17 protein-coding genes are annotated in these 16,197 nt (G+C 47.6%); 11 read left to right on the top strand and 6 right to left on the bottom strand.

What is annotated here, in order from left to right; all coding sequences use genetic code 11:
- Window positions 1-4: 4 nt before the first annotated feature.
- A complete protein-coding gene (locus G395_RS0115360) occupies window positions 5-1,084 on the bottom strand; it encodes an Ldh family oxidoreductase (protein WP_026630861.1) in 1,080 nt (359 codons plus the stop codon).
- A gap of 226 nt (window positions 1,085-1,310) precedes the next feature.
- Between G395_RS0115360 and G395_RS0115355 the strand changes: the two genes are divergently transcribed.
- From G395_RS0115355 to G395_RS0115340, 4 genes are read left to right on the top strand one after another with little or no spacing between them, the layout of a single operon-like run.
- Window positions 1,311-1,925, top strand: coding sequence for a hypothetical protein (locus G395_RS0115355; RefSeq protein ID WP_026630860.1), 615 nt, complete (start codon window positions 1,311-1,313; stop codon window positions 1,923-1,925).
- Window positions 1,926-1,985: 60 nt separating this feature from the next.
- Window positions 1,986-3,221 carry a 3-phosphoshikimate 1-carboxyvinyltransferase gene (locus tag G395_RS0115350; RefSeq protein WP_026630859.1) on the top strand — a complete coding sequence of 412 codons (1,236 nt, stop codon included), beginning with the start codon at window positions 1,986-1,988 and terminating at the stop codon, window positions 3,219-3,221.
- Window positions 3,222-3,248: 27 nt separating this feature from the next.
- Window positions 3,249-4,841 (top strand): FMN-binding glutamate synthase family protein, encoded by a 1,593-nt coding sequence (locus G395_RS0115345; protein WP_026630858.1) that lies wholly within the window; start codon window positions 3,249-3,251, stop codon window positions 4,839-4,841.
- 12 nt (window positions 4,842-4,853) lie between these two features.
- A complete protein-coding gene (locus G395_RS0115340) occupies window positions 4,854-6,518 on the top strand; it encodes a S8 family peptidase (RefSeq protein WP_026630857.1) in 1,665 nt (554 codons plus the stop codon).
- Here the strand turns inward: G395_RS0115340 and G395_RS0115335 are convergent.
- Window positions 6,508-7,044 (bottom strand): NUDIX hydrolase, encoded by a 537-nt coding sequence (locus G395_RS0115335; RefSeq protein ID WP_026630856.1) that lies wholly within the window; start codon window positions 7,042-7,044, stop codon window positions 6,508-6,510. The genes G395_RS0115340 and G395_RS0115335 overlap by 11 nt on opposite strands.
- A gap of 75 nt (window positions 7,045-7,119) precedes the next feature.
- On the opposite strand from G395_RS0115335, the gene G395_RS0115330 reads away from it, so the two are divergent.
- A complete protein-coding gene (locus tag G395_RS0115330; RefSeq protein ID WP_026630855.1) occupies window positions 7,120-8,037 on the top strand; it encodes a DUF2911 domain-containing protein in 918 nt (305 codons plus the stop codon).
- Between the two features lie 188 nt (window positions 8,038-8,225).
- Here the strand turns inward: G395_RS0115330 and G395_RS0115320 are convergent, their stop codons facing one another.
- Genes G395_RS0115320 through G395_RS0115310 form a run of 3 tightly spaced genes read right to left on the bottom strand, consistent with a single transcriptional unit; the run spans window position 8,226 to window position 10,138 of the window.
- A complete protein-coding gene (locus G395_RS0115320; protein ID WP_026630854.1) occupies window positions 8,226-8,834 on the bottom strand; it encodes a trimeric intracellular cation channel family protein in 609 nt (202 codons plus the stop codon).
- Between the two features lie 12 nt (window positions 8,835-8,846).
- Window positions 8,847-9,668 (bottom strand): thymidylate synthase, encoded by an 822-nt coding sequence (locus G395_RS0115315; RefSeq protein ID WP_026630853.1) that lies wholly within the window; start codon window positions 9,666-9,668, stop codon window positions 8,847-8,849.
- Window positions 9,669-9,709: 41 nt separating this feature from the next.
- Window positions 9,710-10,138, bottom strand: coding sequence for an OsmC family protein (locus G395_RS0115310; RefSeq protein ID WP_026630852.1), 429 nt, complete (start codon window positions 10,136-10,138; stop codon window positions 9,710-9,712).
- Window positions 10,139-10,399: 261 nt separating this feature from the next.
- Here G395_RS0115310 and G395_RS0115305 point away from each other — a divergent pair, with 261 nt between their 5' ends.
- From G395_RS0115305 to G395_RS31715, 6 genes are read left to right on the top strand one after another with little or no spacing between them, the layout of a single operon-like run.
- Window positions 10,400-10,645: a 4a-hydroxytetrahydrobiopterin dehydratase gene (locus tag G395_RS0115305; RefSeq protein WP_026630851.1), complete on the top strand. Its 246-nt coding sequence runs from the start codon at window positions 10,400-10,402 to the stop codon at window positions 10,643-10,645.
- 26 nt (window positions 10,646-10,671) lie between these two features.
- Complete coding sequence (rsmI, locus tag G395_RS0115300) at window positions 10,672-11,373, top strand: 16S rRNA (cytidine(1402)-2'-O)-methyltransferase (protein ID WP_026630850.1); 702 nt, start codon at window positions 10,672-10,674, stop codon at window positions 11,371-11,373.
- A complete protein-coding gene (locus G395_RS29510; protein ID WP_051350186.1) occupies window positions 11,363-12,550 on the top strand; it encodes a lipoprotein N-acyltransferase Lnb domain-containing protein in 1,188 nt (395 codons plus the stop codon). The genes rsmI and G395_RS29510 overlap by 11 nt, the downstream gene beginning before the upstream one ends.
- A 7-nt stretch (window positions 12,551-12,557) precedes the next feature.
- Entirely contained in the window at window positions 12,558-13,349 is a 792-nt protein-coding gene (locus G395_RS0115290) for an inositol monophosphatase family protein (protein WP_026630849.1), read from the top strand.
- A 35-nt stretch (window positions 13,350-13,384) separates the two neighbouring features.
- Complete coding sequence (locus tag G395_RS0115285) at window positions 13,385-13,918, top strand: YfiT family bacillithiol transferase (protein ID WP_026630848.1); 534 nt, start codon at window positions 13,385-13,387, stop codon at window positions 13,916-13,918.
- Window positions 13,919-13,938: 20 nt separating this feature from the next.
- Window positions 13,939-14,094: a FeoB-associated Cys-rich membrane protein gene (locus tag G395_RS31715; RefSeq protein ID WP_084439650.1), complete on the top strand. Its 156-nt coding sequence runs from the start codon at window positions 13,939-13,941 to the stop codon at window positions 14,092-14,094.
- 71 nt (window positions 14,095-14,165) lie between these two features.
- Here the strand turns inward: G395_RS31715 and acs are convergent, their stop codons facing one another.
- Window positions 14,166-16,055: an acetate--CoA ligase gene (gene acs / locus G395_RS0115275; RefSeq protein WP_026630847.1), complete on the bottom strand. Its 1,890-nt coding sequence runs from the start codon at window positions 16,053-16,055 to the stop codon at window positions 14,166-14,168.
- Window positions 16,056-16,197: the final 142 nt, after the last annotated feature.

Below are 16,197 nucleotides of genomic sequence, written 5' to 3'. Positions count from 1 at the left end.
AATGTTATAAATTGATTTCAAAGGGTATGCCAAATCTTTTGGCCAACTCCTGTAATGACAAAACGACGGGTTCGAGTAAATGAATGCCATTCACGCTGCGTTCGGCTTCACTTTCACGCTCAGGGTCACCGGGAATAAGCACTTTTTGTCCGTCCGCAGCCCGTGCGCCGCGAAATGCTTTAATCCATTTGTCCATATCCTGCTTAAATTCCTCCGCAGGACGGAAACCATCCACGCGCATGGCACCGAGGAAATGTCCCGTTCCCAAGCCAACACCCTGCTGCGCCGTCATGAATCCGGCAGTTGCAAATGGCGGAACCCAGGGGCCGAAGTTAGCACCCGAAAGCACACCCGAAAATATATCGACGATGGCACCCAGTCCGTAACCTTTATGACTTCCATGCTCACGGTCGGAGCCCAGCGGAAGCAAGCCGCCCCCACTTTTCACGGCATTGGAATCCGTTGTAGCATTTCCTTCCGCATCCTGTGCCCAACCTAATGGAGCAGGCAAGCCTTTGCGCTGTAATATTTCAAATTTTCCGTAAGCGACGGCTGTCGAAGCAAAATCTGCAACAAATGCAGGTTCTGTCAAAGCCGGCACAGCAACGGCTATGGGATTAGTCCCCAATAATTTATCCAAGGAAAAAGTAGGCGTTACCAACGGCGCAGCATTGGTCATCGTCCAGCCGATCATATCTTTTTCCAAAGCCAGCATCGCATGATATCCGGCAATGCCAAAGTGGTTTGAATTCCGAACAGAAACCCAGCCTGAACCCACTTTTTCGGCCTTTTCCATGGCAATTTCCATTGCTTTCGGTGCCACAACGAGACCTAAACCTCTGTCGCCGTCCACAACGGCTGTGCTTGGCGTTTCATATACCACTTTTACATCCGGCGCCGGGTTAAGCCTTCCGTGATCGTACAGTCGCACATAACCCGCCAAACGTGCAATGCCGTGGGAGTCAACACCACGCAAATCGGCTTTTACCAAAACCGTTGAAGCCAGTTTCGCCTCTTCCGGCGAGCATCCGATGGCAAGAAAAACTTCTTCCGTGAAATGTTTTAAATAACTGGCCTGATACATATACGTCAAATGAGTGAACTTCTTTTCAAGTCCGCAAATATCCTAATTCAATTCGCATCGTCCAATATTTCATGGAAATCTGTTCAGCTGTGCTGTAAGACGGGCAGATTAATGCATTTTAAACTGCTGGCGAAGATTAGTTTACGCTTAAAATGTGCGCAACAATGCAACACTTTTGCCCGTTTCAGAGAATGATTCCCTATATTTGAAACATTCTTTTAACGCTATGAGACAGCTTTTCGTTATCGCAATTTTTCTACTCACAGGGAGTCTTCATGCATGGTCGCAAGACCATTATGATGCCAGAAAAGCACTTTCAAGCGAAGAACTTTTTATCAAACAAGGCAATACAAGCCGGGTTATTGCAACACCCGGACAAAAATATCTGGTTTTGGATGCATCCCCCGTAATCGGCGGGTTTCACAGATACCGGTTCTTTCCCGGCGACAACATCAAGTTCCGGATGCACAATGAAACCATCCGTTTCAACGAAACCATAGCCAGCGTCAGCGATTCCTCGTTTAGCATTGCCATTATCAATGAGGCAGTTGGCAGGATGGATTACCAGGAAATCCTGTTGAAAGATATTCGTTTGATGAAGGTTTCACGACGGATCCCGTTCATTTCTCAGCTGGCACCGTTACTGCCTCTTGCAGGCCTCCTTTATGTGGGTGCTGATTTTTTTAACAAAGGCGTTGATGACAAAAGATTCACAACCGATGCATCCTCGCTTGTTGTAGGCGGCGCGTTCATTGCCGCAGGTTTTGTTTGCTACAAACTGACTTTCTCCTCGCTTAAAATAAACGGCAGGAATAAGCTGAAAGTCCTGGAAACATATTAATACTTACCGAATTACCCGAAGGCCGATGCCCTCGATTTGTCCTTAATCTGATTCTTTACAGTGAAATCCATTCTAGTCCACCCACCCCAGAAATCCATACGCGCAGAAATCCGGCTTGCAGCATCCAAAAGCGAATGCAACCGTGCTTTGATCATTAATGCCTTAACAGGTTTTGAATGCGAGCTCACCAACGTTTCGGAAGCACGGGATTCGCAAACCATGCTCAGATTGCTCAATTCCAATGATGCTGTGGCCGATGTGATTGATGCAGGCACGACAATGCGTTTCCTGACCGCTTATTTTGCTGTAACGGGTCAGTCGAAAATCATGACGGGCACGCCGCGGATGTGTGAAAGGCCTATCGGCATTCTGGTAGATGCGTTAAGGATTTTAGGTGCAGACATTGAATATCAGAAAGAAACAGGTTACCCGCCATTAAAACTGAATGGTTTCTCCTATTCCGGCCAGAACGAAATTAACATGCGCGGCGATGTGAGCAGCCAGTATATTTCAGCATTGCTGTTGATAGCGCCGGGATTGCCCAGTGGGTTGAAAATACAGCTCGAAGGTGAAGTTGGCTCGAAGCCTTATATTGAAATGACATTGAATCAAATGGCTCATTTCGGCATCAACTATTATGCAGACTGGCACACAAACACCATTATAATTCCCCCTTTCAAGTATCAGCCGCATCCCTATGCCATCGAATCAGATTGGTCGGGTGCGAGTTACTGGTATAGCATTGTGGCGCTTGCTGATGATGCCGAAGTGGAATTGCTGGGCCTGAAAAAAGATTCTTTGCAGGGCGATAGTGCCATTGTCGACATTATGCGTCATTTGGGCGTGGAAAGTACATTTACGGAAAGAGGCGTTCTGTTAACTAAAATCGCCCCTGCTGCATCAATAGGCTGGGATTTTACAGCTTGTCCGGATCTTGCTCAAACCGTCGCAGTTTGTTGCGCCGTTAAAGGCATTACTTTGTCCCTTACCGGCATCGAAAGCCTCAAAATAAAGGAAACAGACCGTGTTTTCGCCTTACAGCAAGAATTGCAGAAGCTGGGCGCGACATTGAAGGAAATAGAAAAAGACCACCTCTACGAAGTCGCCCGGATTCCGGGTTTTGCGTCCGCAGAAACCCCATCCATCCATACGTATGACGACCACCGCATGGCCATGGCTTTTGCGCCAGCCGGAATGGTTTCGCCCATCATTATTGAAGAACCAGGCGTTGTTGTAAAATCGTATCCTGGTTACTGGAAGGACCTCGCGGTGGTAACCACCTGGGAAGAGGTCTGACCTTCCGTTCACTAAACCCACCAATTCATGGAAAACGTTGCGTCGTTCTTTGCTGCTGTCCCAATATGGGCATACCTGATCCTGATTCCCGTTATCATTGCCGTCAGGGACATTTTGCAGCGAAAGCACACGATCCAGCATAATTTTCCATTGGTAGGGCATTTCCGTTACATGCTGGAAACGATCGGCCCTGAGTTGCGGCAGTATATTGTGGCCAACAACCGCGAAGAGTTGCCCTTCAACCGGCGTCAGCGTTCGTGGATTTACGCTTCTTCCAAAAAAGAAAATAATTACCAGGGTTTTGGCACAGACCAGAATATGCAAGAGCCTGGATATGTGCTCATTAAACCAGCCATGCTTCCTTTTCGGCTGGATACTACGCATAGCCATCACATCAAAAATGGCAATGATCCGCATCATTATACCATTCCTTCGGCCAAAGTAATCGGTCAATCCCATAACCGGAAACGCCCTTACCGGCCACGTTCCATTGTGAATGTAAGCGCAATGAGCTTTGGTTCGCTTTCCTCGCGGGCCATTGAGTCATTGAATAAAGGTTCGTATCAATTCGGCAATTACCATAACACCGGCGAAGGCGGTCTGTCTCCTTACCACAAGTTTGGGGCGGATGTGGTTTTCAATATGGGCACTTCCTACTTTGGTGTCCGGGATGATGAAGGTAATTTTGTCATGGAAAAGCTCGTAAAAATGACGCAGCTGAACCCATTCGTCCGGTTGATCGAGCTTAAACTTTCACAAGGTGCAAAACCGGGAAAAGGCGGCGTGCTGCCTGCGAGTAAAATCACGGCAGAGATTGCCGAGATCCGCGGCGTACCCATCGGTAAAGACGTGGTTTCCCCACCCTATCACAGCGCTTTTTCGAATGTGAAGGAAATGGTGGATTTTATCGAGGCCATGGCTGATGCGACGGGCCTGCCGGTCGGGCTGAAATCGGCTGTCGGAAAAACGGATATGTGGGAAGAATTGGCAGATATTATGGCAGAAACGGGCAAAGGCCCAGACTTTATAACCATTGACGGCGGTGAAGGCGGAACGGGTGCAGCACCGCCTTCTTTTGCCGATCACGTTTCGTTGCCATTGGTTTTTGCTTTCAGCACTGTTTATAAAATATTTCAAAAAAGAAACCTTACTGATAAGATTACGTTTATCGCTTCGGGCAAGCTGGGACTTCCTGCTCAGGCAGTGATGGCTTTTTCTATGGGTGCGGACATCATTAATGTGGCACGCGAGGCAATGATGTCGATTGGCTGCATTCAGGCGCAAACCTGTCATACCAACCGCTGCCCTACCGGCATCGCTACCAATAACAAATGGCTCGAAGCGGGCATTGATCCAACATTAAAGAGTGAGCGCTTCAACAGTTATATGAGCACACTGGCTAAGGAGATCATCGAAATCACACACGCCACGGGATATGAGCATCCTTGCCAGTTTGGAATGAATGATATTGATATTTCAATGGGCGATCTCAATAAAACAATTACTTTGGCAGACAATTACGGTTATCTGAAAACCATTGTCCCCTATTCCGGCATTCGTGAGCTCCTCGATTGTCCGCATCTGGGTGGCAGAAAGATTCCTGGTGAAAAGACGGTTTAACCTTTTAGGAACATGATAAGAACTATACAAACCACACTCATTGCTTCATTCCTTTGCCTGAACCTCTGTTTCGCGCAAAGCAACCCACGTTATTTTGTTCTTTTTAAGGATAAAACCAACACCACATTCTCCGCAGATAAACCGGCAGAGTTTCTGTCGGCCCGGTCTATCGAAAGAAGGACCCGACAGAATATCCCGGTTACCACGCGTGATTTTCCTGTGAATCAAACTTACATAGCTGCAATAAAACAGCTGGGCGCGTCGGTCATTTTCACTTCCCGCTGGTTCAATGGCGCAGTGGTAGAAGCCAATGCTGCTCAGCTGGCGAACATTAAAAAGCTGGCATTTTACAAAAGCATTGAATTCAACCTGCCCGTTGCCAACATTAACGGACAATCCCCCGATGTAGAGCGTGTGAGCGCATTGAACCGGAAACTGGAAGCGGAGGAAGATCTCAACTATGGAAATATGAATGCGCAGCTTGCATTAATGGACGTCCCCCAGTTGCATACCAAGGGTTTCCACGGAGAAAATATGCTGATCGCGATCCTCGACAATGGCTTTTTGAATGCCGATCAGGTCGGCTTTTTGAAAGCGCTGCGCGATGAAAAAAGGATCACGGACACTTATGATTTCATGGGTCGCGAAAGCAATGTTTATAATGATGGATCGCACGGTTTGCACGTAATGTCCACCATGGCAGCGAATCAGCCTGGAACTATGATAGGCGCTGCATTTAAAGCTAATTATGCCCTGTATCGCACAGAAAATGACTTTCTGGAATCACCTTATGAAGAAATTGCGTGGTTAATGGCAGCTGAACGCGCAGACAGTGTGGGCGCGGACGTGATCAATTCCTCCTTGGGTTACCGCCAATTCGACGCGGAATTTAATAAACCAGAATACAACTACACCTACGAAGATCTGGATGGAAAAACCACGATTGTAAGCCGTGCCGCGCGCTATGCAACCCGCACGGGCATGCTGGTGGTCTGTTCAGCCGGTAACGAGGGGAATAAGCCGTGGCACTACGTCACTGCTCCCGCGGATGTGGATTCCGTACTTACCGTCGGCGCGACCAATTACGAGCGGGCTTATGCGGCATTAAGTTCAGTTGGGCCAAATGCGGTAGGCCAGCAAAAGCCAGATGTTGCCGCCGTGGGCCTCGGCTCGGTGATCGGTAATACATCGGGAAATGTGGCGAGCAGCAATGGAACATCGTTTTCGTCGCCTTTGATCGCTGGTTTTTCAACTATTTTGTGGCAGGCTTATCCTAATCTCACCGCGCAGCAGCTTATTTATGTAATCAAAAAATCGGGACATCAGGCCAGCGCGCCTGACAACTTGCTAGGCTACGGTGTTCCAAGCACGGTTAAGGCCGAACAGGTTATTCAGGACGAATTTATGCCACTTGGTACAGAGGACGATCTGCTCAAAGCCATTGTGCTGTTACCCAACCCTGTCCAGGAGAATGCAAGCCTTGCTATCCCGCCACATTTGATCGGCAAAAAAGCTACGCTTAGTATTTACGGATTAAATGGAAAGGCATTAAGTGTCTCAGAGTCAAGACTGACCAGCACACAGCCCATTGCGGCAAACCAATTGGCAGCAGGCCTTTATCTGATTAAGATACGTGTGGATAATCACGAAAAAGCACTGAAATTCATCAAGCAGTAATCTTCCGGATCATCCGCACGACGGATTCGGAATCGTTCAGCTTTTGCACCTCCTGCAACGGGATCCACTGCACGTCCAGCGATTCATCGTTCACAACGATTTCCTGGCCGGGCGCAGCCTTAAAGGCAAACCTGATGTCATAATGGTTATGTGCAGGAACGCCTTTTCGCTCGGGAATCAGATGAATATCGACATCAAAAATTCCGCTTTTATACAGATCCAAATGTTGGATCCCTGTTTCTTCCCAGACTTCTTTACGCGCAACCCGTTCTGTGTCAGAGTCGCCATCACAATGTCCGCCGGGCTGTAACCACCGTCCCAGTTTCTGATGATGCATGAGCAACACCGATTGCTCGTCCGTAGAAAGTACAAGTCCCGAAGCCGTAACATGCCCGATTTCCAGCGATCGTTCGAAACAATCCGGATGCATTTTCACAAATGCGATCGTGTCCTGATACATATCTTTTTCAATTCCATCTTCCGGCGTATGTGCATCAAGGAGGGTAAGCAAACTATTTCGCTTCATGTAGGCTATGTGATTTTTTCATTCTAATTTCACCACAAGTTTAATACTTCAAGAAATAAACCACCTTATTAAGAAATGAAAAAGTATTTATTATCGGTTTCCCTTGCCGCATTATTAGCTGCAACAGCCATCGGTCAACGCACGCCACAGGCCAGCCCGGCCGCTACGGTAATGCAAAGCATCGGAGTAACCGATTTCACTGTAAAATATTCGCGTCCAGCCCTTAAAGGAAGAAAAGTATTTGCCGACAGCTCCGCATTGGCTCCCTATAACCAGGTCTGGCGCACAGGCGCTAACATGGCTACCATCTTCGAAGCAGGAACAGATTTTTCATTCGGAGGGAAAAAAGTGCCCGCTGGGAAATACGCATTGTTCTCCATCCCATCCGGCGCTGCCTGGACTGTGATTCTGAATAAAAACTTCAACCAGGGCGGAACGCAGGATTATAAAGAAGCCGAAGACGTGGCAAGAGTCATGGTCGTTCCTACGTCGGCTGAATTTACCGAAAACTTCAAGATCAGCATCGAGCCTACGTCGGATAGCACGGGTTTCCTGAACATTGCCTGGTCGTCCGTTAATGTGCCTGTTCCCCTGGCTGTAAACACGGAGTCGCTCACCATGGCTGGCCTCAATAAGGCAGTTGCAGAAAAACCGGAGGATGTTGCGGCGTTACAAAGCACAGCAGGTTACTTGTTATCCAAAGGCAAGGATCTGCAAGTGGCGCTTTCGCTGGCCGATAAGGCGATCGCCCTGAAAGAGTCCTACTCAAATCTATGGCTTAAAGCACAGATTTTGAGCAAATTAGGTAAGAATGCAGAAGCATTGCCGGTTGCACAGAAAGCATTGACATTAGGAACTGCTGCGAGTGATGTCGCTTTTACAAGTTTCTACAAAGGACAAATCGAAAACGGAATCAAGCAAATCCAATCCAAAGTATCCGCCGCGCCCAAGCAGGCTGTTTCCGCTGTGAAAGGCAAGAAAAAGAAGAGTTAACAGAGAATGTTCAAATGATATGGGATGCGGCGGATTTCGTCGCATCCCTTTTTTTGCATATTGGTAACAAATGCCGGAGGCATGTAATATTGGTAGCAACGCAATATTGGTAGCAATGGATATGCGAATGTTGAATTTGAATGCCGGAGGCATGTGATGACTTTCGTAACGCCACCCTGGAACCCCTGTCAGCGGAAAAACCGCGGGACGCTCCATCCGTACTTTACCGCTAAAATGCGGATGGCTATGATGACGAGTGAGGCGGAAATGAACGCAACATTGCGCCCGGCCCCAATGCTATCCAGCAACAAATAACTGCAAGCGCCTGCAAGGCAAGCCGTTGCATACACTTCTTTTCGATAAATGATGGGAATTTCGTTGGTCATCATATCCCGGATTACGCCGCCCATAGTGGCTGTAAAGACGCCCATAATAACGGCGATTTCAGGCCGGACGCCCAAATGCAATGCTTTCTCGGTGCCTACAATGGTAAATAATGCAATCCCGAATGTATCAAACAGAAAAAGCGTCTTGCGAAGTCTTAAAAGGAATTTGTAAAAAATAAAAGTGACCAAAATTCCGGCCATAATGGCATAAATGATGGTAATATCACTGATCCAAACAAGCGGATAGCTATCCAACAAAATATCCCGCAATGTTCCTCCTCCGATAGAAGAAATAAAAGCCGTGAAACTTGCGCCGAACCAGTCCTGATGCTTCTGATCTTTCACAGCCAGCGCGCCGGAAATAGCAAAAGCGAATGTACCAATGATCTCTAAGATATACTGAATGCTCATCCCACGAAATTGCTAAACCGCAACCGGGGCCTTGATACCCGGCCAGGGACTGTAATCCTGCAATTCAAAATCTTCAAATTTGAAATCGAAAACACTTTTAACATCCGGATTGATGACCATTTTTGGAAGGGCACGCGGTTCGCGGCTCAGCTGCAAGCCTACTTGCTCCAAGTGGTTCAGGTAAATGTGCGTATCGCCGCCGGTCCAGATAAAATCACCCAGATCAAGGTCACATTCCTGCGCGATCATCATGGTAAGCAACGCATAACTGGCAATGTTAAACGGCACGCCCAGGAAAACATCTGCGCTGCGCTGATATAGCTGACACGACAATTTTCCACGCGTTTCTCCCGCATCCTCATCCGGCGGGGCCACATAAAACTGGAACAAAGCGTGACAAGGCTGCAATTTCATTTCCGATAACTGCGACGGGTTCCATGCCGAAACCATGATCCGGCGCGAATCCGGCGAGTTCTTCAATTGCTTCAAAACCTCCTGCAACTGGTCCACAGTCTTGCCGTCTGGCCCTTCCCAGCTCCTCCACTGCTTGCCGTACACCGGACCCAGATCGCCATTTTCGTCCGCCCACTCGTCCCAGATCGAGACGCCGTTTTCTTTCAGATACTGAATGTTGGTATCGCCTTTCAGAAACCACAAAAGCTCGTGAATGATCGATTTTGTGTGCACTTTTTTGGTGGTAACCAAAGGAAATCCGTCTTTCAGGTTGAAGCGCATTTGGTAACCAAAAACACTGACCGTTCCTGTGCCGGTTCGGTCGGTTTTACGAACTCCGTGTTTGAGTACATGGCGTAACAAATCCTGATATTGCTGCATTGCGATATAATTAATGCGTTGTAAAAGAAGGTAATGTTGAATTAAACGGTTGCGATCTCAATGTCATAAGTGATCGTTGCAAGCGCTTCCAGCTGGGCTGTTGCCGAGCAATATTTTTCCATCGACAAGCTGATAGCACGGTTGATTTTGCTTTCATCCAACTGATTGCCAGCAAATTTGAATGTCAGATGTATCTTGGTAAATGGCTTGCGCTGCGTGTTTTCTTCCTGTGTGCGGTCGCCGTCGGCGATAACGCGAAAATCGGTGATATCCTGGCGTTGCTTTTTGAGGATCAGTACTACGTCGATGGCGCTGCAGCTGGCCAGTCCCATCAATAATAATTCCATAGGCCGTACGCCCTGGTTGCTTCCGCCGATTTCCGGGGAGCCGTCGGTATGCACTTTCACTTCTGAGGAACCACTGCCTTCAAAATGAAAGGCATCATCAACACGAACGAGTTCTACTTTCATAATAATACTCCTGATTGTGAGCGGAGTTTCGGTTAAATGTAAATGTTAACAAGTCCAGCCTGAGCTGCTTTCGCACGCCATTTGCAATGTGCTGCCGGCCGTTATACTTTAATAAGGATATGAACCGGATCAAAGTTCAAATATACTCCATCAAACCCGATTCGGCTATTTAACCGAATAATTTAAAAAGATACATAAACCTCGTATATTCGTTTTATTATGCCGTTTTAAAGGTTTTTGATAAAATAAACGCGAAACGATATGTGGAAAGAGGAGGATAACAAACTCAAAAAAAGCTTCACTTTCAAGGATTTCAAAGAGGCATTTGCCTTCATGACCGACGTCGCGGAAACCGTGGACGAAATGGACCATCATCCGTTCTGGACCAACACTTATAACAAAGTAACATTTGAATTAAACACACACGACGCAGGCAACATTGTTACCGAGAAAGACCAGAAGCTCGCAGCTGCGATCGACGAAATTTTTGAAAAAAATAAAAAATAACTGCGTGGCCCGCCCATTTGCATTCAATGAAACTTTACATAGTCCCCACGCCCATCGGCAACCTGGAAGATATTACACTTCGCGCCATCAATGTTTTAAAAAGTGTGGACGTAGTTCTGGCAGAAGACACCCGCACATCAGGATCGCTGCTGAAACACCTGGGCATTTCCAAGCCCATGCACAGTTACCATATTCATAATGAGCACCAAACGGTGACGCGGGTGGTGGAACGGATCCTGAAAGGTGAATGCATGGCGCTGGTTTCCGACGCCGGAACACCTGCTGTGTCCGATCCCGGTTTTTTGCTCGTTAGAGAATGCATTAAGCAGGGCATTCAAGTCGAATGTCTGCCCGGGCCCACCGCTTTTGTGCCCGCTTTGGTCAACTCCGGCCTGCCCAGCGACCGCTTTACTTTTGAAGGTTTTTTACCACATAAAAAAGGCCGTCAGACGCGCCTGCAAAATCTCACATCAGAAGAACGGACGATGATATTTTATGAGTCGCCGCATCGCTTGATCAAAGCATTGCAGCAATTCGTTGAGTTCTTCGGTGCCGACAGGCAGGTTTCCGTTGCGCGGGAGCTGACCAAAATTTATGAAGAGAATGTTCGCGGGACGCTGGAAGAAGTCATCGCCTATTTTTCAGAGAAAACCATCAAAGGTGAAATCGTAATCATCCTGGCAGGGAAAGCAGAAGAAAAAAAGAAATCAGATAAATATGAGGATTAGCATTTTCAGGTTCATTGCATTTGTAGCGATTTTTTTACTGGCAAAAACAACCGCAAGCGCCCAATTTGCCACATTAAGTCCGGAAGCGAAGGTTAGCCTTGTTACATTCGGCCCAGGCGACGAACTATACTCCGGTTTCGGACACAGTGTGCTATGGGTTTATGACCCCGTTCTGAACATTGATAATGCTTATAGTTACGGCACATTCAGTTTTGACCAGGGTAATTTTTACATCAATTTCATGCGCGGCTATCTGCCGTACAGCATTTCGGTGCATCCGCTGGGGCCGCAACTGGAATATTACCGCGCCGAAAACCGGTCTATTTCCGAGCAGGTCTTAAACCTGAGCATTCCGCAAAAACAAAAACTTTATAATTACCTGGAAAACAATTATCTGCCGCAAAACAGGGTTTATTCCTACAAATTTTTCTACGACAATTGCGCGAGCCGACTTGCCGTTGCTTTAAAAGAAGCCTGCGGCGACAGCCTGGTTTATAAAGGTTATACGCACGAAAAACTGAGTTTCAGGCAATGGATCGACCGCTATGCATTCAAGCAGAATCCCTGGGCGGATTTCGGCATGGACCTTGCCCTGGGAACTCCTGCAGATGAGATTGCCACGCCTGAGCAAGCCACTTTCCTGCCTGATAATCTGGCCATTGCATTTACCGATGCAAAAGTAAAAACGGCTTCCGGGTTAATGCCGCTGGTGAAGACAACCAATGAGTATTTCAAAGCCGAACCGCGCAATTACACCGGCATTTTCACCCCTATGAACGTTTTCTGGGCCCTTGCTGTGATCACATTAGCCATTACTTACTGGCAGATCAGGAAGGAGAAGCTTAATTTTCTTTTGGACAAAATACTTTTCTCAGTTGTAGGTCTCGCAGGCTGGCTGCTCGCCCTGCTATGGTTCGCTACCGAGCACAATGATACCAAATGGAATTATGACATTCTTTGGGCTTTCCCACTGTGGATGCCGTTGATTTTTCAGATTTCTAAAAAGAAGAAACCATCGTGGTTCTCGTTCTTGTTGATATTTTACGGATTTCTCTTACTTTGCGCAACAGGTAATCTGTTAAAACATAATTTCGTTGTGATCCCGATCATTTTGACATTGGTCATCCGGGTTTACTACATGAATAATTCACTCTCTAAAATTCCTGAGAAAGGATAGTATAGTAATGGATCTCGAACAGCTCACGCAACAAACCATAGAAATTGTAAGAAAGGCCTCATCCTTTATTCAGCAGGAAGCGGCATTATTTTCACGCGACAAAATTGAATATAAAGACCTGAACAACCTGGTTTCTTACGTCGATAAGGAAGCAGAAAAATTGCTGGTGGCAGGGCTTAATGCACTGCTTCCCGAAGCAAGCTTCATTACGGAGGAAGGCACAACGGGCCAGGAACCTGACCCAACCGCATTGAACTGGATCATCGACCCACTCGATGGAACGACAAATTTCATCCACGGAATCCCAGTTTATTGCGTCAGCGTAGGGTTAGCGAGAGGCAAGGAATTGCTGGTTGGTGTGATCCACGAGCCGAGCCTGAACGAAATGTTTTACGCATGCCAAGGCGGCGGTGCCTGGTGCAATGGCAAGCCGATGAAGGTTTCCAATGTCGAATCGCTGGCCGACAGTCTCATCGCAACGGGTTTCCCTTATTATAAATTCGAGAAGCAGAAGCGCTATATGTACATTCTGGAACTGCTTATGCAAAGAACGCACGGCATCCGGAGAATGGGCGCAGCAGCGGTCGACCTTGCTTACGTTGCAGCAGGCAGGTTTGACGGTTTTTACGAATATAACCTCAATTCCTGGGACATGGCGGCAGGTGTGCTCATGATCAAAGAAGCCGGCGGAAAGGTAACCGACTTCAATGGCGGCGACAACTATCTCTTTGGAGGCGACATCATTGCAGCCTCAGGCGGCCATAAGGAGCTAGTTGAAGTAATCCGGGAAAATTTCTAAAAAGGTAAACCCCACCGAAATATCAATCATTAAGAATGGACATCGAACAACTCAAATACCCGATCGGAAAATTTCAGCACCAGGAGCTTTATACACCCGCAGAAGTTAAATCCAACATTCAGATCATCAGCGCATTACCATCTAAGTTTATCAACCTTTTAGGAGGCTGGGACGATGACAAATACAACACGCCTTACCGCCCCGACGGCTGGACAGTGCGACAGCTCGTACACCATGTGGCAGACAGCCATATGAATGCTTATGTGCGTTGCAGGCTTGCAATGACGGAGGATAACCCGGTGATAAAATCTTACGAGGAACAACTTTGGGCTGAGTTGCCGGATGCAAAAATGGCGCAGGTTGAATTGTCCATTCAGCTGCTTCGCTATGTTCATTTGCGGTGGGTGCTGCTGCTTAATTCATTGGATGAAAATGATTTGGCAAGAACTTACACGCATCCCGCAACCGGCCGCGTGTTCCGCCTCGATGAAGTCATCGCCAATTACGCATGGCACAGCGAACATCATTACCAGCACGCATTTCAGCTTGCGGCCAGGAACAATTGGTAAAAACCGGCTGTTACTAAACCATGGGACAACAGATCATCATATTAATCCTTTTCCTTGCCGCAGTCGGTTTTATGGGCTGGCGTGTCTGGAAAGCATTTGACAAGCGTAATGCCGGCGGATGTGCGAAAGGGTGCGGTTGCGCAACGGACAAAGCGATGACTGCCAAAAACCATTGATATAGAACATTAAGGCATAAAAACGGGGAGCACAATTGGAGCTCCCCGTTTTCTTTATCAGCATTTGTATTTTACAACGCTCCTTTCTTGATATCCTCGACAACCGCCGGGTCTAACAATGTGGACGTGTCTCCTAAATTATTCATATCTCCTTCTGAAATCTTTCTCAAAATCCGTCTCATGATCTTCCCTGAACGCGTCTTGGGCAATCCTGTCACGAACTGAACCTTATCGGGTTTTGCGATCGGGCCGATGATCCGGGAAACGGTGGCTGCAATGTCTTTTCGGAACATTTCAGGATCATCAGGCTCATTTTCCGCGATCACGTAAGCGTAAATCCCCTGTCCCTTAATGTCGTGCGCATAACCCACAACAGCCGATTCAACCACTCCCAAATGCATATTAATGGCATTTTCGACTTCTGCTGTGCCAATCCTATGTCCCGAAACATTCAATACATCATCGACGCGGCCGGTAATGCGGTAATAGCCATCTTCATCGCGCAAGCATCCGTCTCCCGTAAAATACATGCCCGGATAGGCTGAGAAATAGGTTTGTTTCGCACGTTCATGATCACCATATGTGGTCCGGACAATGCCCGGCCAGGGAAATTTGACGCACAAGTTACCGCTGACACCATTCCCTTCCAGTTCCTTGCCGTTTTCGTCCACCAACACCGGCTGAATGCCGGGTAATGGCAATGTTGCAAAGGTTGGCTTTTCAGGCGTGATGCCGGCCAGCGGGGAAATCATAATACCGCCTGTTTCGGTCTGCCACCAGGTGTCCACCAAAGGACAATGGTCATGGCCAATGTTGGTTTTAAACCAATGCCACGCCTCTTCGTTGATTGGCTCTCCTACTGAACCCAGTTTGGTAAGCGACGAAAGGTCATGTTTTTTGACAAAATCCAACCCAAAACTCATCAGCGAACGAATGGCCGTCGGGGCAGTATAAAGAATATTAACCTTATGTTTGGCAACGATTTCCCAAAAACGGCCTGCATCCGGATAAGTCGGAACGCCTTCGAAGATTACCGAAGTGGCTCCATAGCAAAGCGGACCGTAAACAATGTAGCTGTGACCTGTGATCCAGCCAATGTCAGCGGTGCAGAAATGGACTTCTCCCGGCTCATATTGGAACACATTGGCAAAAGTATAGGTCACATAAACCATATAACCGCCGCAGGTGTGCACCACGCCTTTTGGCTTGCCCGTTGAACCCGAAGTGTAAAGGATAAACAATGTATCCTCGGCATCCATAGGCTCGGCGGGACACACGGAATCCACGTGTTTTACTTCCTCTTCCCACCAAAGATCCCGACCTTTCAGCATGGAAACCGGCGTCCGCGTGCGCGTCATCACGATCACATGCTTTACACTATGGCATTGATCCAATGCGGCATCAACCGTTTCTTTCATCGGGATCACTTTCGAGCCGCGGAATGCGCCGTCGGAAGTTATGACCATATTGCATTCAGCATCATTGATGCGGTCGGCGATGGACTTGGCCGAAAAACCACCAAAAACAACCGAATGAATGGCTCCTATGCGTGCGCAAGCCAGCACGGCCACGGTGAGCTCGGGCACCATGGGCAGATATATGCAAACGCGGTCCCCTTTTTGCACGCCATGCTTTTTCAGGACATTGGCAAAACGGCAAACGCGGTCGTATAAAACGCGGTAAGTAATGGTTACGGATTTGTCCTCGGGATCATTGGATTCCCAGATAATGGCAGGCTGATCGCCGCGCTCGGCAAGATGCCTGTCCAGCGCATTTTCGGTAATATTGAGCTCGCCGCCTTCAAACCACTTGATATTCGCTTCGTTGAAGTCCCAGCTCAGGACTTTTTTCCATGGTTTACGCCATTGAAACTGTTGGGCCACTTCTGCCCAGAAACCTTCGGGATCGTCTACACTTTGTTTGTAGGCAGCCTGATACGCTTCAAAGGTCTTAATTTTCATGATAAATAAAGGTTAGACTTAGGATTAAGGGATATAGGGGGACAATTTATAATTTTCATTTGGTTAGTCCTACTTATTACAATGCAGAAAAAATAGCCCAGAATGTGCATTACGCTGATAATCAATGCCCAGCCGTCCAATG

This window comes from Dyadobacter alkalitolerans DSM 23607, assembly GCF_000428845.1.
GTDB lineage: Bacteria > Bacteroidota > Bacteroidia > Cytophagales > Spirosomataceae > Dyadobacter > Dyadobacter alkalitolerans.
This window is presented reverse-complemented; position numbering and strand designations above follow the sequence as displayed.

Coding starts and splice junctions, on each gene's coding strand:
- G395_RS0115360 (WP_026630861.1), bottom strand. CDS start 1,084: ATGTATCAGGCCAGTTATTTAAAACATTTCACGGAAGAAGTTTTTCTT.
- G395_RS0115355 (WP_026630860.1), top strand. CDS start 1,311: ATGAGACAGCTTTTCGTTATCGCAATTTTTCTACTCACAGGGAGTCTT.
- G395_RS0115345 (WP_026630858.1), top strand. CDS start 3,249: ATGGAAAACGTTGCGTCGTTCTTTGCTGCTGTCCCAATATGGGCATAC.
- G395_RS0115340 (WP_026630857.1), top strand. CDS start 4,854: ATGATAAGAACTATACAAACCACACTCATTGCTTCATTCCTTTGCCTG.
- G395_RS0115335 (WP_026630856.1), bottom strand. CDS start 7,044: ATGAAGCGAAATAGTTTGCTTACCCTCCTTGATGCACATACGCCGGAA.
- G395_RS0115330 (WP_026630855.1), top strand. CDS start 7,120: ATGAAAAAGTATTTATTATCGGTTTCCCTTGCCGCATTATTAGCTGCA.
- G395_RS0115320 (WP_026630854.1), bottom strand. CDS start 8,834: ATGAGCATTCAGTATATCTTAGAGATCATTGGTACATTCGCTTTTGCT.
- G395_RS0115315 (WP_026630853.1), bottom strand. CDS start 9,668: ATGCAGCAATATCAGGATTTGTTACGCCATGTACTCAAACACGGAGTT.
- G395_RS0115310 (WP_026630852.1), bottom strand. CDS start 10,138: ATGAAAGTAGAACTCGTTCGTGTTGATGATGCCTTTCATTTTGAAGGC.
- G395_RS0115305 (WP_026630851.1), top strand. CDS start 10,400: ATGTGGAAAGAGGAGGATAACAAACTCAAAAAAAGCTTCACTTTCAAG.
- rsmI (WP_026630850.1), top strand. CDS start 10,672: ATGAAACTTTACATAGTCCCCACGCCCATCGGCAACCTGGAAGATATT.
- G395_RS29510 (WP_051350186.1), top strand. CDS start 11,363: ATGAGGATTAGCATTTTCAGGTTCATTGCATTTGTAGCGATTTTTTTA.
- G395_RS0115290 (WP_026630849.1), top strand. CDS start 12,558: ATGGATCTCGAACAGCTCACGCAACAAACCATAGAAATTGTAAGAAAG.
- G395_RS0115285 (WP_026630848.1), top strand. CDS start 13,385: ATGGACATCGAACAACTCAAATACCCGATCGGAAAATTTCAGCACCAG.
- G395_RS31715 (WP_084439650.1), top strand. CDS start 13,939: ATGGGACAACAGATCATCATATTAATCCTTTTCCTTGCCGCAGTCGGT.
- acs (WP_026630847.1), bottom strand. CDS start 16,055: ATGAAAATTAAGACCTTTGAAGCGTATCAGGCTGCCTACAAACAAAGT.